Annotated in this window: 16 protein-coding genes; 9 read left to right on the forward strand and 7 right to left on the reverse strand. The window is 69.8% G+C overall.

What is annotated here, in order from left to right:
* Positions 1 to 18 precede the first annotated feature (18 nt).
* Positions 19 to 1,239, reverse strand: coding sequence for a CaiB/BaiF CoA transferase family protein (locus ACPTTF_RS07300; protein ID WP_423370735.1), 1,221 nt, complete (start codon positions 1,237 to 1,239; stop codon positions 19 to 21).
* A 250-nt stretch (positions 1,240 to 1,489) separates the two neighbouring features.
* Between ACPTTF_RS07300 and alaS the strand changes: the two genes are divergently transcribed.
* Positions 1,490 to 4,114 carry an alanine--tRNA ligase gene (gene alaS, locus ACPTTF_RS07305; protein ID WP_423370736.1) on the forward strand — a complete coding sequence of 875 codons (2,625 nt, stop codon included), beginning with the start codon at positions 1,490 to 1,492 and terminating at the stop codon, positions 4,112 to 4,114.
* Positions 4,115 to 4,240: 126 nt separating this feature from the next.
* On the opposite strand, the gene ACPTTF_RS07310 is transcribed toward alaS, so the two are convergent.
* Entirely contained in the window at positions 4,241 to 5,155 is a 915-nt protein-coding gene (locus ACPTTF_RS07310) for a LysR family transcriptional regulator (protein ID WP_423370737.1), read from the reverse strand.
* Between the two features lie 123 nt (positions 5,156 to 5,278).
* On the opposite strand from ACPTTF_RS07310, the gene ACPTTF_RS07315 reads away from it, so the two are divergent.
* From ACPTTF_RS07315 to ACPTTF_RS07350, 8 genes are all read left to right on the forward strand, one after another.
* Positions 5,279 to 6,586, forward strand: a complete 1,308-nt coding sequence (locus ACPTTF_RS07315; protein WP_423391155.1) for a YbfB/YjiJ family MFS transporter — start codon at positions 5,279 to 5,281, stop codon at positions 6,584 to 6,586.
* 121 nt (positions 6,587 to 6,707) lie between these two features.
* Positions 6,708 to 7,244: an NUDIX domain-containing protein gene (locus tag ACPTTF_RS07320; protein ID WP_423370739.1), complete on the forward strand. Its 537-nt coding sequence runs from the start codon at positions 6,708 to 6,710 to the stop codon at positions 7,242 to 7,244.
* 139 nt (positions 7,245 to 7,383) lie between these two features.
* Positions 7,384 to 7,821 carry an acyl-CoA thioesterase gene (locus ACPTTF_RS07325; protein WP_423371853.1) on the forward strand — a complete coding sequence of 146 codons (438 nt, stop codon included), beginning with the start codon at positions 7,384 to 7,386 and terminating at the stop codon, positions 7,819 to 7,821.
* 7 nt (positions 7,822 to 7,828) lie between these two features.
* Positions 7,829 to 8,764: a branched-chain amino acid ABC transporter permease gene (locus ACPTTF_RS07330; protein ID WP_423370740.1), complete on the forward strand. Its 936-nt coding sequence runs from the start codon at positions 7,829 to 7,831 to the stop codon at positions 8,762 to 8,764.
* On the forward strand, positions 8,757 to 9,989 hold the full coding sequence (locus ACPTTF_RS07335; protein ID WP_423370741.1) for a branched-chain amino acid ABC transporter permease: 1,233 nt from the start codon (positions 8,757 to 8,759) through the stop codon (positions 9,987 to 9,989). The genes ACPTTF_RS07330 and ACPTTF_RS07335 overlap by 8 nt, the downstream gene beginning before the upstream one ends.
* Positions 9,986 to 10,738, forward strand: a complete 753-nt coding sequence (locus ACPTTF_RS07340) for an ABC transporter ATP-binding protein (RefSeq protein ID WP_423370742.1) — start codon at positions 9,986 to 9,988, stop codon at positions 10,736 to 10,738. Before ACPTTF_RS07335 ends, ACPTTF_RS07340 begins: the two co-directional genes overlap by 4 nt.
* Positions 10,735 to 11,439: an ABC transporter ATP-binding protein gene (locus ACPTTF_RS07345; protein WP_423370743.1), complete on the forward strand. Its 705-nt coding sequence runs from the start codon at positions 10,735 to 10,737 to the stop codon at positions 11,437 to 11,439. The genes ACPTTF_RS07340 and ACPTTF_RS07345 overlap by 4 nt, the downstream gene beginning before the upstream one ends.
* A gap of 166 nt (positions 11,440 to 11,605) precedes the next feature.
* Positions 11,606 to 12,352, forward strand: coding sequence for an SDR family NAD(P)-dependent oxidoreductase (locus ACPTTF_RS07350; RefSeq protein ID WP_423370744.1), 747 nt, complete (start codon positions 11,606 to 11,608; stop codon positions 12,350 to 12,352).
* 52 nt (positions 12,353 to 12,404) lie between these two features.
* Here the strand turns inward: ACPTTF_RS07350 and ACPTTF_RS07355 are convergent, their stop codons facing one another.
* From ACPTTF_RS07355 to ACPTTF_RS07375, 5 genes are all read right to left on the reverse strand, one after another.
* A complete protein-coding gene (locus ACPTTF_RS07355) occupies positions 12,405 to 12,899 on the reverse strand; it encodes a heme-degrading domain-containing protein (protein WP_423370745.1) in 495 nt (164 codons plus the stop codon).
* A gap of 82 nt (positions 12,900 to 12,981) precedes the next feature.
* Positions 12,982 to 13,800, reverse strand: coding sequence for a 5-deoxy-glucuronate isomerase (gene iolB, locus ACPTTF_RS07360; protein WP_423370746.1), 819 nt, complete (start codon positions 13,798 to 13,800; stop codon positions 12,982 to 12,984).
* A gap of 52 nt (positions 13,801 to 13,852) precedes the next feature.
* Positions 13,853 to 14,782, reverse strand: a complete 930-nt coding sequence (gene iolE, locus ACPTTF_RS07365; RefSeq protein WP_423370747.1) for a myo-inosose-2 dehydratase — start codon at positions 14,780 to 14,782, stop codon at positions 13,853 to 13,855.
* A gap of 61 nt (positions 14,783 to 14,843) precedes the next feature.
* Complete coding sequence (iolD, locus tag ACPTTF_RS07370) at positions 14,844 to 16,727, reverse strand: 3D-(3,5/4)-trihydroxycyclohexane-1,2-dione acylhydrolase (decyclizing) (protein ID WP_423370748.1); 1,884 nt, start codon at positions 16,725 to 16,727, stop codon at positions 14,844 to 14,846.
* A 41-nt stretch (positions 16,728 to 16,768) separates the two neighbouring features.
* Complete coding sequence (locus ACPTTF_RS07375) at positions 16,769 to 18,727, reverse strand: bifunctional 5-dehydro-2-deoxygluconokinase/5-dehydro-2-deoxyphosphogluconate aldolase (protein ID WP_423370749.1); 1,959 nt, start codon at positions 18,725 to 18,727, stop codon at positions 16,769 to 16,771.
* Positions 18,728 to 18,934: the final 207 nt, after the last annotated feature.

Genomic DNA, 18,934 nt, shown 5'->3' on the forward strand with positions numbered 1-18,934 from the left:
CCGCACCGATCGCCGTAATCAGATCGCCTGTTTCGCGCGCAGCGCGGCGATCTTCGCGTCGTCGTAGCCGAGCATGTCGCGCAGCACGTCGTCGGTCTGTGCGCCGAGCAGCGGCGGGGCGGTGCGCGCTTCGGGCGGCGTCGCGCTCATCCGGATCGGGTTGCGCACGAGCTTCGCGTCCGCGCCGCTCGGGTGCGGCAGCGACACTTGCATCCCGCGCGCGACGACCTGCTCGTTGTCGAACACCTCGTCGAGATCGTTGATCGGCCCGCATGGCACGCCGGCCGCTTCGAGCGCATCGATCCAGTCGGCCTTGCCGCGCGCCTTCACCATCTCCGCGAGGATCGGCACCAGCGTGTCGCGGTGGCGCACGCGCGAAGGATTCGTCGCGAAGCGCTCGTCGTCGGCCAGCTCGGGCCGGCCGCCGGCCTCGACGAACTTGCGGAACTGCCGGTCGTTGCCGACCGCGACGATGATCCACCCGTCGCTCGTCTGGAACGTCTGGTACGGCACGATGTTCGGGTGTGCGTTGCCCCAGCGCACCGGCGGCTTGCCGCTCGCGAGAAAGTTGGTGTTCATGTTCGCGAGCAGCGCGACCTGCACGTCGAGCAGCGCCATGTCGATGTACTGGCCTTCGCCCGTCCGGTCGCGGTGTGTGAGCGCGGCGAGCACCGCGATCGTCGAGTAGAGGCCGGTCGCGAGGTCGGCGATCGCGACGCCGGCCTTCTGCGGGCCGCCGCCCGGCTCGCCGTCGCGCTCGCCGGTGATGCTCATGAAGCCGCCGATCCCCTGGACGATGAAGTCGTAGCCCGCGCGGTGCGCGTACGGGCCCGTCTGGCCGAAGCCGGTGACCGAGCAGTAGACGAGATCGGGCTTCACCGCGCGCAGCGAGTCGTAATCGAGCCCGTATTTCTTCAACTGGCCGACCTTGTAGTTCTCGAGCACGACGTCGCTTTGCGCGGCGAGTTCGCGCACGATCTGCTGGCCCTCGGGCGTGGCGATGTCGATCGTCACCGAGCGCTTGTTGCGGTTCGCCGCGAGGTAGTACGCGGCCTCGGCGGTATCCGCGCCGTCTGCGTCCTTCAGGTACGGCGGCCCCCAGTGGCGCGTGTCGTCGCCGGCGCCCGGGCGCTCGACCTTGATCACGTCTGCGCCGAAATCGGCAAGCGTCTGCGCGCACCACGGGCCCGCGAGCACGCGGGTGAGATCCAGCACGCGGATATGGCTCAGGGCACCCATCGTTGAAGCGTCTCCTTTCATGGCTGGCCTTGGCGGGCAAGGCGAATTGGCATGCCGAGCATCTTAAGGCGAATCGGCGTCGCGAGTGGCCCAGCCGGCCCGGCCGGAGGGCCGAGCCGCTTTGCCGGCGCTTTGCCCGGAAGCCGGCCCCGATCCCGTATAATCGATCGTTTCCGAATCCATGCCGCCGTGCGCCCCGCCAGGGGCGCCGGCGTTTGAAGCCGTCTTTGCCAGACTGTCCCCGCACGCCATGAAAGCTGCCGAAATCCGCGAGAAATTTCTCAAATTCTTCGAATCGAAGGGCCACACGATCGTCCGCTCGTCGAGCCTCGTGCCCGGTAACGACCCCACGCTGATGTTCACGAACTCGGGCATGGTCCAGTTCAAGGACGTGTTCCTCGGCACGGACCCGCGTCCGTATTCGCGCGCCACGACGGCGCAGCGCAGCGTGCGCGCGGGCGGCAAGCACAACGACCTCGAGAACGTCGGCTACACGGCGCGCCACCACACGTTCTTCGAGATGCTCGGCAACTTCTCGTTCGGCGACTACTTCAAGCACGACGCGATCAAGTTCGCGTGGGAGCTGCTGACCACGGTCTACCAGCTGCCGAAGGACAAGCTGTGGGTCACCGTCTATCAGGAAGACGACGAGGCGTACGACATCTGGGCGAAGGAAGTCGGCGTGCCGACCGAGCGCATCATCCGGATCGGCGACAACAAGGGCGCGCGCTACGCGTCGGACAACTTCTGGACGATGGGCGACACCGGCCCGTGCGGCCCGTGTACCGAAATCTTCTACGACCACGGCCCGGACGTGTGGGGCGGTCCGCCGGGATCGCCTGAAGAAGACGGCGACCGCTACATCGAGATCTGGAACCTCGTGTTCATGCAGTTCAACCGCGACGCGCAGGGCAACATGACGCGCCTGCCGAAGCAGTCGGTCGACACCGGCATGGGCCTCGAGCGTCTCGCCGCGGTGCTGCAGCACGTGCACAGCAACTACGAGATCGACCTGTTCCAGAACCTGATCAAGGCCGCCGCGCGCGTGACCGAAATCAGCGACCTCACCCACAACTCGCTGAAGGTGATCGCCGATCACATCCGCGCGTGTTCGTTCCTGATCGTCGACGGCGTGATCCCCGGCAACGAAGGCCGCGGCTACGTGCTGCGCCGGATCGTGCGCCGCGCGATCCGCCACGGCTACAAGCTCGGCCGCAAGGGCGCGTTCTTCCACAAGCTGGTGGCCGACCTCGTCGCCGAGATGGGTGTCGCATATCCGGAACTGAAGGAAGCCGAGCAACGCGTGACCGACGTGCTGCGCCAGGAAGAAGAGCGCTTCTTCGAGACGATCGAGCACGGCATGTCGATCCTCGAGGGCGCGCTGGCCGACGTCGAAGCGAAGGGCGGCAAGGTGCTCGACGGCGAACTCGCGTTCAAGCTGCACGATACGTACGGCTTCCCGCTGGATCTGACGGCCGACGTGTGCCGCGAGCGCGGGATGACGGTCGACGAGCCGGCATTCGACGACGCGATGGCGCGCCAGCGCGAGCAGGCGCGCGCGGCCGGCAAGTTCAAGGCCACGCAGGGCCTCGAATACACGGGCGCGAAAACCACGTTCCACGGTTACGAGGAAATCGCGTTCGACGACGCGAAGATCGTCGCGCTGTACGTCGACGGTTCGTCGGTCAATGAAGTGAAGACCGGCCAGGACGCGGTCGTCGTGCTCGACCACACGCCGTTCTACGCGGAATCGGGCGGCCAGGTCGGCGACCAGGGCGTGCTCGCGAATGCCGCGACGCGCTTCGCGGTGGCCGATACGCTGAAGGTGCAGGCCGACGTGATCGGCCACCACGGCACGCTGGAACAAGGCACGCTGAAGGTCGGCGACGTGCTGCGCGCTGAGATCGACGCGCACCGTCGTGCGCGCACGCAGCGCAACCACTCGGCCACCCACCTGATGCACAAGGCGCTGCGCGAAGTGCTCGGCGCGCACGTGCAGCAGAAGGGTTCGCTGGTCGACGCGGAAAAGACCCGTTTCGACTTCGCGCACAACGCGCCGATGACCGACGATGAAATCCGTCGCGTCGAGCAGATCGTCAACAACGAGATCTTGGCCAACGCGCCGGGCATCGTGCGCGTGATGCCGTACGACGAAGCGGTGAAGGGCGGCGCGATGGCGCTGTTCGGCGAGAAGTACGGCGACGAAGTGCGCGTGCTCGACCTCGGCTTCTCGCGCGAACTGTGCGGCGGCACGCACGTGAGCCGCAGCGGCGACATCGGCTTCTTCAAGATCGTCGTCGAAGGCGGCGTCGCGGCCGGCATCCGTCGCGTCGAGGCGATCACCGGCGACAACGCGGTGCGTTACGTGCAGGATCTCGACGCCCGCGTGAACGAAGCGGCAGCCGCGCTGAAGGCACAGCCGTCGGAACTCACGCAGCGTATCGCTCAGGTGCAGGACCAGGTGAAGTCGCTCGAGAAGGAGCTGGGCGCGCTGAAGTCGAAGCTCGCCTCGAGCCAGGGCGACGAGCTCGCGCAGCAGGCCGTCGAAATCGCTGGTGTGTACGTGCTGGCCGCGACGCTCGACGGTGCCGACGCGAAGACGCTGCGCGAAACGGTCGACAAGCTGAAGGACAAGCTGAAGAGCGCGGCGATCGTGCTGGCGGCTGTCGAAGGCGGCAAGGTCAGCCTGATCGCGGGCGTCACGCCGGACGCGAGCAAGAAGGTCAAGGCCGGCGAGCTCGTGAACTTCGTCGCGCAGCAGGTCGGCGGCAAGGGCGGCGGCCGTCCGGACATGGCGCAGGCGGGCGGCACCGAGCCGGCGAACCTGCCGGGCGCGCTGGCTGGCGTGAAGGGCTGGGTCGAAGAGCGGCTCTGATCGTCACGACCGATGCGATGCCGTCCCGTTGCGGCATCGCGTGAAATGACAAAGACCCGATCGGCACATGCCGGTCGGGTTTTTTTGTTGATACGCTGGCGCAACGTGTGCCGGTCGCCCGACGATTCAGGCGGGCACGCTTACCGGCGGCTTCGTCGCACCGTCCGGCTGCCGTGCGGCCTCGGTGAGCGCATCGCGCAACGCGGCCAACGCCGCCGACGCATAACCTTGCCGCCATGCGAGGAGCGTGTCGATGCCCTCCAGTTCGGGAATCACGTGTGCGGCGATGTTGCCGGTCTGGGGCTGCAGGTCGAGCACCGAACGCGGCGCGACCGCGATGCCGGCACCTGCCGCGACGCACGCGACGATTGCGTGATACGACCCGAGTTCGAGCACGCGCGCCGGCTTGACGCCGTGCGCCGCGTACCATTGTTCGACGTACTTGCGATACGTGCAGCCGCGCTCGAATGCGATCAGCGTCGGCAGGATCACGTCGCGCGGCGTGCGCACCGGCGGATGGCCGCGCGGGGTGAGCAGCACCAGGTCCTCGCGGAAGATCGGCACGGTCTCGAACGTGTCGGGCAGCGTGTCCGGTGCGGGCGGGCGCGCGAACAGCGCGGCGTCGATCTCGAAGTCGCGCACGCGGTCGATCAGCCAGCCCGTCGTGCCCGTCAGCAGTTCGAGCGACACGTCGGGCCACGCGTGGTGATAGCGCGCGAGCACGGTCGGCAGGCGGCTCGCGGCCGTGCTCTCCATCGTGCCGAGCCGCAACCGCCCGCGCGGCGTGTCCTCACGCACCGCGTCGCGCGCCTCGTCGGCGAGCGCGAGCAGGCGCTCCGCATAGGGCAGCAGCGTGTGCCCGGCCGGCGTCAGCACGAGCCGGCGGCCGTCGCGCACGAACAGCGCCGCACCGAGTTCTTCCTCGAGTTGCTTGATGCGCGTCGTGACGTTCGACTGCACGCGATTGAGCTTGGCCGCCGCGCGCGTCACGCCGTTCTCGCGCACCACGGCCCGGAAAATCGCCAGCGCCGCCAGATCCATGATTCTCTCCGAGCGATGAGTGGATTCTCAATTATTCATTTTTCGAGAACGTTTGGTCAAGCTACGATGGAAGCGTTCCGATTTCCGATCCGGCCGGCGCGTTGAACGCCGGCCCATGCCGCCATGTCCCGTTTCGATGTCTCGACCGCCGCCGCCGGCGCGCCTCGTGCCGCCGACGCCGACCGCCGCGCCCGCGCGGCCGCGCTGGCCTGCATGGTCGGCCTCGCGGTCGTGCTCGGCGTCGGCCGCTTCGCGTTCACGCCGCTGTTGCCGCTGATGCTCGCGGACGGCTCGATCGGCCTGAAGGCCGGCGGCTGGCTCGCCTCGGCGAACTACGCGGGTTACTTCGTCGGCGCGGTCAGTTGCGCGGCGCTGCGTGTGGCGCCCGCGCGCATGGTGCGCTTCGGGCTCGTGGCCACCGTGTTGCTCACTGCCGCGATGGGTGTCGGCCACCTGCTGCCCGTGTGGCTCGCGGTGCGCTTCGTCGCGGGCGTCGTCAGCGCATGGACCTTCGTATTCGTGTCGCAATGGGGGCTGCGGCGGCTGGCCGAACTGTACGCGCCGGAGTGGAGCGGGGTGATCTATGCGGGCCCCGGCGTCGGCATCGTGGTGACGGGGCTGATCGGCAGTGCGCTGGCCGGCCAGCGCGCGGCGTCGGGCTGGCTCGGTTTCGCGGCGCTGTCGGCCGTGCTGTCGATCGCGATCTGGCGCACGTTTGCGACCGCCCCGGCACAAGCCGTGCCGTCGGGCGGTGCCGCGCCGTATGCTGCCGCCGCAGCTTCCGCAGCTTCCGCAGCTTCCGCAGCTTCCGCAGCTTCCGCAGCTTCCGCAGCTTCCGCACCCTCCGTGGCGCAGGCCGACTCGCGCCGTCATCGCGCGGACGCCGCATGGCTCGTCGTGCTGTACGGCATGCCGGGCTTCGGCTACATCATCACCGCGACGTTCCTGCCCGTGATCGCGCGCGCCGCGTTGCCGGCCGGTTCGCCGTGGCCCGACCTGTTCTGGCCGATGTTCGGCGCGGCGCTGATCGTCGGCGCGATCACCGCCGCGCGACTGCCCGGCCACTGGGACAACCGGCTGCTGCTGGCCGCCGGTTGCGCGACCCAGGCGCTCGGCATTGCCGCCGGGATCGTGTGGCCGAACGCGGCCGGCTTCTCGGTCGGCAGCGCGCTGCTCGGCCTGCCGTTTACCGCGATCACGCTGTTCGCGATGCGCGAGGCACGGCGTTTGCGCGGTGAGCGGGCAGCCGGGCTGATGGGCTATGCGACCGCGTCGTACGGGGTCGGGCAGATTCTCGGCCCGCTCGTCGCCGCACCGCTGGCCGCGCGCTTCGGGTCGTTTTCCCCCGCGCTGTGGGTCGCGGTGGCCGCGCTGCTGCTGGGCGCCGCCGGCTTCGCGGCGACCGCCGCACGCGGGCGCCTGCAACCCTGATTTCGGCGGGGCCGGATCGTCTGCGGCACGGGCAAACTCGCTAGAATGAAGCCTTTCCCGCGCCGAGCGGGTGCGCGGGCAGCCGGCTGGCGGCCGTCCGGCGTCCGCCAGATCCCCATCGATGACCACCGCCGATTACCGCTTTTGCCCGCGCTGCGCGAGCCCGCTCACCGAGCGCACCGATCCCGACCATGAAGGCGGCCGCATTCGCCAGGCATGCCCCGACGACAGCTGCGGTTATGTCCACTGGAACAACCCGCTGCCCGTCGTCGCCGCGATCGTCGAGCTCGACGGCAAGATCCTGCTCGCGCGCAACGCGGCCTGGCCGGAAGGCATGTTCGCGCTGATCACCGGCTTCCTCGAGAACGGCGAGACGCCCGAGGACGGCATCGCGCGCGAGGTGTTCGAGGAAACGGCCCTGAAGGCCGAGCACGTGTCGCTCGTCGGCGTCTACGAGTTCATCCGCAAGAACGAGCTGATCATCGCGTACCACGTGCGTGCGTCGGGCACGGTCGCGCTGTCGCCGGAACTGCTCGAATACAAGCTCGTCGATCCGCCGCTGCTGCGCCCGTGGCGCGCCGGCACGGGCGTCGCGCTCGCCGACTGGATGCGCGCGCGCGGCCTCGATTTCGAATTCGTCGACCGGCCAGGGCAGTGACGGGCCGGCCGGCAGGGTTGCAGCCGCCCGCCGTGCCGCGCGCGATCGCGGCACGGCGCCCGGCTTCTTGCCGGTGTGCCGTGTCATGCGGCCGCCGCGCTTCTTCCTCAGCGCTTTCATCGTCCTGACCGCCATCGCCATGTCCGACAAGCCGCAACCGCGTCCGCGCGACGCCTATCGCCACTTCCTGCCGATCACGACCCGCTGGATGGACAACGACGTCTACGGGCACGTGAACAACGTCGTCTACTACAGCTACTTCGACACGGTCGTGAACGAATACCTGATCCGCGCCGGCGTGCTCGACGTCGAGCACGGGCGGACGATCGGCCTCGTGGTCGAGACGCAGTGCAACTACTTCGCGCCGCTGGTGTTTCCGCAATCGGTCGACGCGGGGTTGCGCGTCGTGAAGCTCGGCACGTCGAGCGTGCGCTACGAGGTCGGGCTGTTTGCGCAGGGCGACGCGTCGCCCGCCGCACAGGGGCATTTCGTGCACGTGTACGTCGATCGCGGCACGCGCCGGCCGGTGCCGCTGCCCGACGCGCTGCGCGCCGCGCTCGAGCCGCTCGCGGCCTGACTTCGCCGTGCACGCATTCGCGCTCCAGGCTTTCAACGGCCTCAGCTACGGCCTGCTGCTGTTCATGCTGTCGGCCGGCCTCACGCTGATCTTCAGCGTGCAGGGCGTGCTCAACTTCGCGCATGCGAGCTTCTACATGCTGGGCGCGTATGTCGGCTACAGCATCGCGGCCAGTGCGGGCTTCTGGCCCGCGCTGGTCCTCGCGCCGCTCGCGGTCGGGCTGCTCGGCGCCGGCTGCGAGCGCACGCTGCTGCGCCGCGTTCAGGCACGCGGCCATACGAGCGAACTGCTGCTGACCTTCGGCCTCGCGTACCTGATCGGCGAAGGCGCGAAACTCGTGTGGGGCCTGGCGCCGCTGCCGGCTCCGGTGCCGGCGCTGTTCGACGGCGCACCCGTGACCGTATTCGGCCTCGCGCTGCCGCGCTACCGGCTGTTCATGATGGGGATGTCCGCGGCGATGCTGGTCGCGCTCGGCGCGTTGTTGCGCGCGTCGCGCATCGGGCTCGTGGTGCGCGCGGCACTCACGCACCGTGCGGCCGTCGAGGCGCTCGGCTACGACGTGCCGCGCGTGATGACGGCGCTGTTCGGCGCGGGTACCGCGCTGGCGGCGCTGGCCGGCGTGATCGGCGCGCCGCTCGCGGTGATCGAACCCGCGCTCGCCGAAACCGTCGGGTCGGTCGTGTTCGCGGTCGTCGTGATCGGCGGGCTCGGTTCGCTCGGCGGCGCGTTCGCGGCGTCGCTCGCGGTCGGTTTCGCGCAGACCTTCGCGGCCGCGAGCGATACGTCGCTGCGCGACCTCGCGCTATGGGCCGGCATCGCGCTGCCCGACAGCGTGGCCGCGGTGTCGATCGCGCAGCTTGCGCCGCTGGTGCCGTACCTGCTGCTCGTCGCGGTGGTGGTCGCGCGGCCGCGCGGGCTGTTCGGCGAGCGCGCCGATGCGTAGCCGCACGCTCGCCGCCGGTCTGGCGCGCTGGTCGCTGTTCGCCGCGTGCGTCGTGCTGCCCGCGTGGCTGTGGCCGCATGGCGCGGTGCTGGGCTATCTCGCGCAGACGGCCGCGCTCGTCGTGCTCGCGCTGTCGTACAACCTGCAGCTCGGCACGACCGGGCTGCTGTCGTTCGGGCACGCGGCGTTCGCGGGCCTCGGCGCGTTCGCGGCCGCGCACTGGTTCAACCATATGGGCGGCCCGCTGCCGCTGTTGCCGCTCGTCGGCGGCATGGCCGGCGCCGGTTTCGGCTTCGCCGCCGGGCTGCTCGCGACGCGCCGTTCGGGCACCGCGTTCGCGATGATCACGCTCGGGCTCGGCGAATGCGTCGCGGCCGCCGCGTGGAGCGTGCCCGCCTGGTTCGGCGGGATCGGCGGCGTGCCGATCGACCGCGCGAGCGGCACGCCGTGGGGCGGCTGGCATTTCGGCGCACCGGCGCAGGCTTATGCGGTGATCGCCGCGTGGTGCATCGCGTCGGTGTGGGCCATGCACGCGCTGACGCGCACGCCGTTCGCGCGGCTCGCGAATGCGGTGCGCGACAACCCCGCGCGCGTCGCCGCGCTCGGCACCGATCCGCGCCGCGTGCGGCTCGCGATGGTCACCTGTGCGTCGTTCTTCGCGGGCGTCGCCGGCACGCTGACGCTGATCGACGTCGAAATCGCGACGCCCGACAGCGTGTCGATGGCGCGTTCGGCGACCGTGCTGATCGCCGCGGTGATCGGTGGCACCGGTGCGTTCTTCGGGCCGGCGGCCGGTGCCGCGGTGCTGACCGCGCTGAGCATCGTCGTCGCGGGCGTGTCGCGGGCGTGGGCGCTGTATCTCGGCGTGCTGTTCGTCGCGATCGTCGTGGCCGCGCCGCGCGGGATCGCCGGGATCGTGCAGGCGCTCGCGCATGCATCGCGGCGCGCCGCGCCGGCGGCCGAGCGCTGGCGCATGCTGTGCGCGGTCGGCGCGTGCGTGTTCTGGGGCGTCGCGATCGTCTGCGCGGCCGAGCTCGGTTATGCGTGGCGCTTCGCGCAGGACGACGGCGCAGGCTTCGCGTTCGGCGCATGGAGCATCGACACCGATACGCCGGCCGGCTGGGCCGTCGCGTGCTCGGCGGCCGGCATCGGCACGCTGCTGTGGGGCTGGCGCGCGCGGTTCGTGGCGGGCGGGCAGGCCGGCAAGCGGGAGGACGGGCGTTGAACGGCAACGCAATCGCGCTTCATGGCGTCGTGCAGCGCTTCGGCGCGCAGACGGTGCTCGACGGCGTCGATCTGAGCATCGCGGCCGGCGAGCGCCATGCGCTGATCGGGCCGAACGGCGCGGGCAAGTCGACGCTGTTCGGCGTGATCGCCGGTGCGGCGCGGCCCACGCGCGGGCGCGTCGTGCTGCACGGCGTCGACCTGCGCGGGCGCGGGCCGGTCGTCGCGAGCCGGCTCGGCATCGGCCGCAGTTTCCAGCAGACGAGCGCGTTCGCGCGGCTGACCGTGTTCGACAACCTGCGTTGTGCGGCGCTGCATGCGCCTGCCGAACGGCGGCGCTGGTGGAACCGGCTGCGCGAATCGGCGTCGGTCGATCTTGCGGCCGGGCGCGTGCTGCACGACATCGGCCTCGACGCGCACCGCGACACGCCGGCCGCCGAGCTGAGCTATGCGGAACAGCGCGCGCTCGATCTCGGCATCGCCCTCGCGAGCGGTGCACGCACGCTGCTGCTCGACGAGCCGACGGCCGGCATGAGCCGTGCGCAGGCGGCGCGGATGATCGCGCTGATTCGTGCGACGACGCAGGGGCGAACGGTACTGCTGATCGAGCACGACATGGATACGGTGTTCGGCTTCGCCGAACGCATCACGGTGCTCGTGCGCGGCACGGTGGTCGCGACCGGCGCACCCGATGCGATCCGCACCGATCCGGCCGTGCGTGCCGCCTACCTGGGCGAGGGCGGCCGGTGAGCGCGTTGCTCGACATTCGCGACCTGCGCGCGGGGTACGGCCTGCAACCCGTGCTCGACGGCGTCGATCTTGCGCTTGCGCCGGGCGAGACGCTCGCGCTGCTCGGCCGCAATGGCTCGGGGCGCTCGACGCTCGCGAAGGCCGTGATGGGGCTCGTGCGCACGGCCGGCTCGGTGCGCATCGCCGGCGCCGAATGCGTGGGCGCGCGCACGTTCGAGATCGCGCGGCGCGGTGTCGCTTACGTTGCCGAAAGCCGCGACGTGTTCCCGCTGCTGACGGTACGCGACAACCTGCGGCTCGGGCTGCGCGGTGCCGGCGGTGCGGCCGAACGCGCGGCGCTCGAACGGCTGTTCGACCGCTTTCCGCTGCTGGCCGCGCGCGCGGACGTGAAGGCGGCGCGGCTGTCGGGCGGCGAGCAGCAGGTGCTCGCGCTGGTGCGTGCGCTGGCGGGCCGCCCGCGCGTGCTGATCGTCGACGAACCGGCTGAAGGGCTCGCGCCGCTCGCGGTCGACGAGGTCGGCGCGTGCCTCGCCGCGCTGCAGGCCGACGGCGTCGCGATCCTGCTGATCGAGCAGCGGCTGCAGTTCGCGCCGCGGCTCGCGCGGCGGGTCGCGGTGATGGGGCGCGGACGGATCGTCTACGACGGCGCGCTCGACGGCCTGGGCGGCGAGGTCGCGAACGCATGGCTCAGCGCCGGCTGACGGCGCGCGGGCGATTGTTCGGAAAACGCCGCCAGTCAATTCGTGCCGAGCCGCTTTATCGCTGCCGCACCGCTCAGTAAATTGCCAGTCATGCCGGTCGCCGTATCAACGCACCGCGTGGCAACCGGCGCCATCCATCGAGAGTCTTAGACTGAGGAATGAAATCATGAGCAAGCTGGCAGGCAAGGTCGCGATCGTCACGGGCGGATCGAAGGGCATCGGCGCGGCGATCGCGAAGGCACTGGCCGCGGAAGGTGCGTCGGTCGTCGTCAACTACGCGAGCAGCAAGGCGGGCGCCGATGCAGTCGTCGGCGCAATCGTCGAAGCGGGCGGCCGCGCGGTCGCGGTCGGCGGCGACGTGTCGAAGGCAGCTGACGCGCAGCGCATCGTCGATACGGCGATCGACACGTACGGCCGTCTCGACGTGCTCGTCAACAATTCCGGCGTGTACGAATTCGGGGCGATCGAGGCGATCACCGAGGAACACTATCGCCGGCACTTCGACACGAACGTGTTCGGCGTGCTGCTGATGACGCAGGCAGCCGTCAAGCATCTCGGCGAAGGCGCAAGCATCGTCAACATCAGCTCGGTGGTGACCAGCATCACGCCGCCGGCCAGTGCCGTCTACAGCGGCACCAAGGGCGCGGTCGACGCGATCACCGGTGTGCTCGCGCTCGAACTCGGCCCGCGCAGGATTCGCGTGAACGCGATCAACCCGGGGATGATCGTGACCGAGGGCACGCACAGCGCGGGCATTATCGGTTCGGATATCGACAAGCAGATGCGTAGCGAGACGCCGCTCGGCCGCCTCGGCGAGCCGGACGACATTGCGTCGGTTGCCGTGTTCCTCGCGTCGGACGATGCACGCTGGATCACCGGCGAGCATCTCGTCGTGAGCGGCGGGTTGAAGTGATCGTGCGGGGCGGTGCATCGGCGCGTTCGCGCCGGCCGCGCCGCCCGTGCCGTTACGCGTGCATCGCCAGCGCGTAACGGCCGACGTGCCACTGCAGGGTCTCGACCACGAGCGCGTGATTGTGTTCCGAGTCGAGCCCCGCGATCGTCATCGCGCCGACGATGCCGGCCCCGGCGATCCGCAACGGCACGCCGCCGCCGTCGAGCGCATAGTCGTCATCCGACAGCCCCTGCGACTCCAGCGACCAGCCGGCGCGACGAAAGCGTTCGCCGACCGCGAGCGAACTGAGGCCGAAGCGCAACACCGTGTTCTGTCGCCGGCGGATCGCGTCACTGTCGTTGGCGTGGCTGCCGTCGAGCGCGCAGTAGAACAGCGGCGCCTGCTCGCCGACGATGCTTACCGCGATCGGCAGCCCGCGGCGCGACGCGAGGTTGACCGCGATCTCACCCATCCGGCGCGCGAGCGCCGCATCGAAGCGCGGCAGCGCCGGGTTCGACGCGTCGTCGTCGAAGGGATGGGGGTCGAGGCGAAAGAGGGTCGTCACCATGGCGGCTCCGTGGCGTTCCCGGCTCTGGGTGCGCGTGCCGGGCGTCGCATCGTCACGGGCCGCGCGCGGGCCCGTCTTCCGTTCAGCGCTTCGGCGCCGCGTCGAGCATCCATTCGTGCGCGGGATCGTTCTTGAACGCCCACGCGCGGCTCGGCCCGGCCATCACGTTCAGGTAGTACAGGTTGTAGCCGTGCGGCGCGACCACCGGGTGGTAGCCGCGCGGCACCATCACGACGTCGTGGTTCTCGACGGCGCACGCTTCGTCGAGGCTGCGGTCGTCCGTGTACACGCGCTGGAACGCGAAACCCTGCGGCGGATCGATCCGGTGGTAATAGGTTTCCTCGAGCGAGGTTTCGTCGGGCGCCGCGTCGCGGTCGTGCTTGTGCGGCGGATAGCTGCTCGAATGGCTGGCCGGCGTGACGACTTCCACCACGAGGAGGCGCTCGGCCGCCGGGTTGTCGCCCATCAGGATGTCGCACACGTAGCGCGTGTTGGTGCCTTGCCCGCGTACCGAGCGGCGCATCCGTTCGCCGTCGAGGCGTTGCACGGGCTTGTCGCCGCTCGCGTACGGCGCGGTGCACAGCGCGATTTCCGCATCGCGCGTCGCGATCAGCGTGAGCGTCTTGCCGCCCGGCACGTACAGCGCGTCCGGCGAGACATCCTCGAATACGCTGTCGCGCGTGCCGAGCGCATCGTAGGTTGTGCCGTCGATGTCCGCGCGCACCGTGCCCGTGAGCACGACGACGCACAGCTCGCGCGTGCCGGTGTCGAGCGTTTCGGTGTCGCCGGCCTTCAGGCGCAGCGCACGGAAGCCGACGTGCTTCCAGCCGGCCGATTCCGGCGTGACGTTGCAGATTTCGCGCTCAGGCGACGCTTTGACCAGCAGGGGAGAAATCGTCATGGGGTGGGGCTCCGCAATAGGGTAGGGCTCACGCGTTCCGGCGCTCACGCGCTCACATGCTCAACCGGTCGACGATCGCGCGCAGCGATTCATAGCCCTTCTTCGCATACGCATAGCTCGGCGCGACGGCCGGGTCCTGCTCGGCCTCGACGACGAGCCAGCCTTCGTAGCCGGCCTCCTTCAGCGTGTGCAGCGTCGCCTCGTAGTCGAGTGCACCGTCGCCGGGCACCGTGAAGGTGCCGTTGATCACGCCGTTCAGGAAGCTCCAGCCGTCGTTGCGCGCCTGCGTGACGACCTGCGGCCGCACGTCCTTGCAATGCACGTGGACCACGCGCGAGACATGCTTCTTCAGCAGCGTCACCGGGTCGGCCGCGCCGCCGAAATACGCGTGGCCGGTATCGAACAGCAGGAACACCTTCGCCGGATCGGTCAGCGCCATCAGCCGGTCGACGTCGTCGGGCGACTCGACGTACGCGCCCATGTGGTGATGGTAGGCGAGCTTGATGCCGTACGTGTCGAGCAGGTGCGCGCCGAATGCGTCGAGGCGTGCCGCGTAGCGCCGCCATGCGGCGTCGTCGACGAAGCGCGGCCGCTTCGCGACCGGCGTGTCGATGTTGCCCTGGATCGTGCCCGCGCATTCGCCGTAGACGACCACGTTCACGTCGTTGTACTGCAGCTTCGTCATGTGCGCGCGGCAGCGCTCGATCTCGGCGGCGACCGCATCGGCGTCGCTCATGCCCGGCGCGACTTCCGCGAGGAAGCCCGAATACCAGCCCGACACGCACGCGAGTCCGAACTCGGCGAGCTTCGCCTTCAGCTCGGGGCCCGTCTTCGGAAACTTGTTGCCGAGCTCGAAGCCCGCGTAGCCGATTTCGGCGCCTTCCTTCAGCGCCGTTTCGAGCGGCGTCTCGCCGCCGAGCGACGGCAGGTCGTCGTTCATCCACGACAGGGGATTGATACCGATGCGGACGTTCCAGCTCATGACGGGCTTCCTTGGTTCGAATGTGTTTTTCGTGGGGAGGGTTCGTGGGCAGCGCGCGCCATCAGCGCCGCTGCCGCAGCTTCGCGTCGAGATACGCGCGGTGCGCGCCTTCGACGCCGGCGCGCTCGGACACTTGCGGCACGGCGACTTCCCACCATGCGCCGCCGTCGTCGGTCGTGCGCTTGTGCGTGGTGTCGATCACGAGTACCTGGCTCGTCTTCGCCGCGCGGGCGCGCGTCATTTCGCTGCGCAGTTCGCCGACGTCGCGCACGTGCACGGCGTCGGCACCCATTGCGCGTGCATGCATCGCGAAGTCGATCGTCGAGCGCGCGCCGCCTTCGGGCACGCAGTCGTCGAGCATGTTGTTGAAGCTCGCACCGCCGCAGTTCAGCTGCAGCCGCTCGATGCAGCCGTAGCCGCGGTTGTCGAGGATCACGACGATGATCTTGCGGCCGAGCATCACGGACGTCGCGAGCTCCGCGTTGAGCATCATGTACGAACCGTCGCCGACAATCACGATCACTTCGCGCTCGGGCCGCGCGAGCTTCGCGCCGAGGCCGCCCGCGACCTCGTAGCCCATGCACGAGTACGCATAGTCCATGTGGTAGTTGCCCGGCACGCCGCTGCGCCACAGCTTGTGCAACTCGGCCGGCAGCGTGCCGGCCGCGCACACGACGAGATCGTCGCGCGCGCTGTCGCGGCCCGCGTCGGCCGCGGAGTCGCGCACCGCGCCGATCACTTCCGCGTCGTACGGCAGCGTGTCGTTCGGCACGTGCGTCGTGAGTTCGGTCACGCGCGCGTTCCACGCGGCGGCCTGGTCGCGGTTGCTTGCCGTCCATGCCGGATCGGCGTGCCAGCCGGCCAGTGCGGCCGACAGCTGGCCGAGGCCCGTGCGCGCGTCGGCCACGAGTTGCCGGCCGCGCTTCTTGCCCGCGTCGAACGGCTGCACGTTCAGGCTCAGCAGCGTCGCGTTGCCGTAGAGCGCATGCGAGCCGGTCGTGAAATCCTGCAGCCGCGTGCCGACCGCGAACACCACGTCGGCCTGCGCGGCCGCGCGGTTCGCGGCAGGCGAGCCCGTCACGCCGATCGACCCGAGGTTCAGCGGGTGGTCCCACGCGAGGCTGCCCTTGCCGGCCTGCGATTCCGCCACCGGCACGCCGTGCGTGTCGGCGAATGCCCGCAGCGCGTCCCACGCCTGGCTGTACAGCACGCCACCGCCCGCGACGATCAGCGGCTTCTTCGCGGCCTTCAGCACGTCGAGCGCATCGGCGAGCTCGAGCGCATCGGCCGGCGGCCGGCGCATCCGGATCACCGGCGGCGCGAAGAAATCCTCGGGCCAGTCGTACGCGAAGGTCTGCACGTCCTGCGGCAGCGCGAGACATACCGGGCCGCACTGCGCGGGGTCGGTCATCACCTGGATCGCACGCGGCAGCGCGACGAGCAGCTGCTCGGGCGACGTGATCCGGTCGAAGTAGCGGGTCACCGGCCGGAAGCAGTCGTTCGCGCTGACGTCGCCCTGTTCGAAATCCTCGACCTGCTGCAGCACCGGGTCGGGCAGCCGCGACACGAACACGTCGCCGGGCAGCAGCAGCAGCGGCAGCCGGCCGACGTGCGCGAGCGCGGCGGAGGTCAGCATGTTGGTCGCGCCGGGGCCGATGCTCGACGTCGCGGCCATCATCCGCTGACGGAAATTCGCTTTCGCGAACGCGACGGCCGCATTGGCCATCCCTTGTTCGTTGTGCGCGCGGAACGTCGGCAGCCGGTCTTTTTCAGCGTGCAGCGCCTCGCCGAGCCCGGCCACGTTGCCGTGGCCGAAGATCGCGAACACGCCGCCGCAGTAGGGCAGGATCTCGATGCGGCCGTCGGGCTGGACGACTTCGGCACGCAGGGCGGCCAGGTAGCGCACGAGCGCCTGGCTGACGGTCAGTCTTACGGTAGAGGTCATGTCGGTCGGTGAAGAAGATTCGGGTGGATCGTCGCGTCGCGTCATGCCGCGGCGGCGCGGGCCGCGGCCGCACGGCGGCCGAGCCACGCATCCACGAGCTGCGCGAAGTTGCCGGCGACTTCGTCGATCAGCGCCTGGTCGTCGATCCGGCCGGCGAACCAGTTCAGCGATGCATCGGCCCACAGCGTGCGCCCGACCATGAAACCCTTGACGATCGGGTTGGTCGCCGAGCGGAAGCTGTCGACGAGGTATTGCAGCGGCTGGTTCAGCCCGAGGATCACCGCGCCACGGCAGTGCGGGTCGCGCTCGGCGATCAGCGCGGCGAGCCGCGCCCAGCCGTCGGCGCTCAGCGGCGTGAGCTTCCACCAATCGGGCATCACGCCGAGGTTGTAGAAGCGCGCGATCGTGCGCAGCACCGCGTCGTCCTCGGTGCCGGCCGGCGTGACCGCGCGCGGCGGAATCATTTCCAGCAGCAGTTCGTTGCCGCTGGCGCGCGTGGCTTCCCACAGTTCCAGCACGCGCTGCTCCTGTTCGACGCGCAGGTCGACCTGATCGTCGGGGTGATAGTGAACGAGGCACTTCACGACCTGTTCGGTCGGCCAGTGCGTGAGCGACGAGCCGACCGAGCGCGTTTCGTCGAAACGCAGCGGCCGCGAGCCCGGCAGTTCGACCGGGCGGCCGACCCACCAGCCGCGTCCGGTGGCCGACGCAAGCGCATCGCTGCCGTAGCCGCCGCCGTCGATCAGCACGCCGACATGGCCTTCGATATGACGATCGCGCTCGACCTGCTCGACCGCGCGCACGAGCAGGCGCTTCAGCGTCCTGATGCGCGCTTCGTCCGCACCGGCCTGCACCGCGAGTTCGTAGAACTGGCTGCGATGGTCGAACGCCATCACGCACAGGTCGTCCCATTCGCGCCGCGGCACCGTCACGCGGTGCAGGTGCGCGAGCGTGTGATCGGCATCGACCACCGGATTGCGGCTGCCGTCGAACCAGTGTGCGAGCTCGGCCGGCGTCGGCATCGCAGCGGAGCACGCGTGGCGCGATACGACGATCGCGCCGCACGCGTTCGCGATGCGCGTCGACTCGGCCCAGTCGCTCCCGCGCAGCAGCCCCGACAGCAGGCCCGACAGGAACGCGTCGCCCGCGCCGAGCACGTTGAGCACCTCGACGCGTTCGCCGAGGAAGGTCGGCGCATCGTCGATGCGGGCGGGAATCTCGCCCTCGATCACGCAGCAGCCCAGCGCGCCGCGCTTGACGACCAGCGTCGCGTTCGTGATGGCGCGCACCGCCTGCAACGACCCGATCACGTCGTGCGGCACGCCGCCCGCGATCAGGAATTCCTCCTCGGTGCCGACCAGCAGGTCGAACTCGCCGAGCACCTGCTGCAGCTGACGCGTCACCTGCGCGTCCGGCACGTAGCGGTTCTCGCCCGCGCCACGCGCGGTCAACCCCCACAGCACGGGCCGGTAGTCGATGTCGAGTATCCGTACGACGCCATGGCGGCGTGCATAACCGAGCGCGGTCAGCGACGCCTCGCGCGTGCCCGGCGTCGACAGGTGTGTGCCGGTGATCGCGAGCGCCCGGCAGCCGGCGATGAAGTCCTCGCTGATCTCGTCGGCGCGCACGGCCATGTCCGCACAGTTCTCACGCACGAACAGCAGCGGGAACGTGTCGCGATCCTTCAGCCCGAGCAGCACCAGCGCGGTGAGGCGTTCGCGGTCGGTCTGCAGCTGGCTCGTGTCGCAGCCTTCGCGCTCGAGCGTCTCGCGCAGGAAGCGCCCCATCTGCTCGTCGCCGACGCGCGAGATCATCGCGGTCTTCAGCCCGAGCCGCGCCACGCCGAACGCGACGTTGCCGGACGAGCCGCCGAGATACATCTGGAAGCTGCGCGCGTCTTCCAGGCGGCTGCCGTACTGCTGCGCATAGAGATCCACGGCCACGCGGCCGAGGCAGGCGAGATCGATGGGGCGGTCACTCGGAAAGTTCAGCAGGCTCATATCACGTGTCACGCTCGCGGCCGGCGTTCGGCGATGCCGGCGGATTAGGGGACCGATCTGCTCGCGACCGTCCGCAACGTGTCTTGCACGACGCGGGACTGCCTGCCGCAAGGAATCGGGCTACGGACGCAGTCTAGGCTTTTTGGAAATCCAGTTCCCTAGGTGAAATCACGTAGAAATAAATTTCCAAATCGTAGAGGAACTGAT

It is taken from the genome of Burkholderia crassaminum, assembly GCF_964265005.1.
In the GTDB taxonomy this organism is placed as follows: Bacteria; Pseudomonadota; Gammaproteobacteria; order Burkholderiales; family Burkholderiaceae; genus Burkholderia.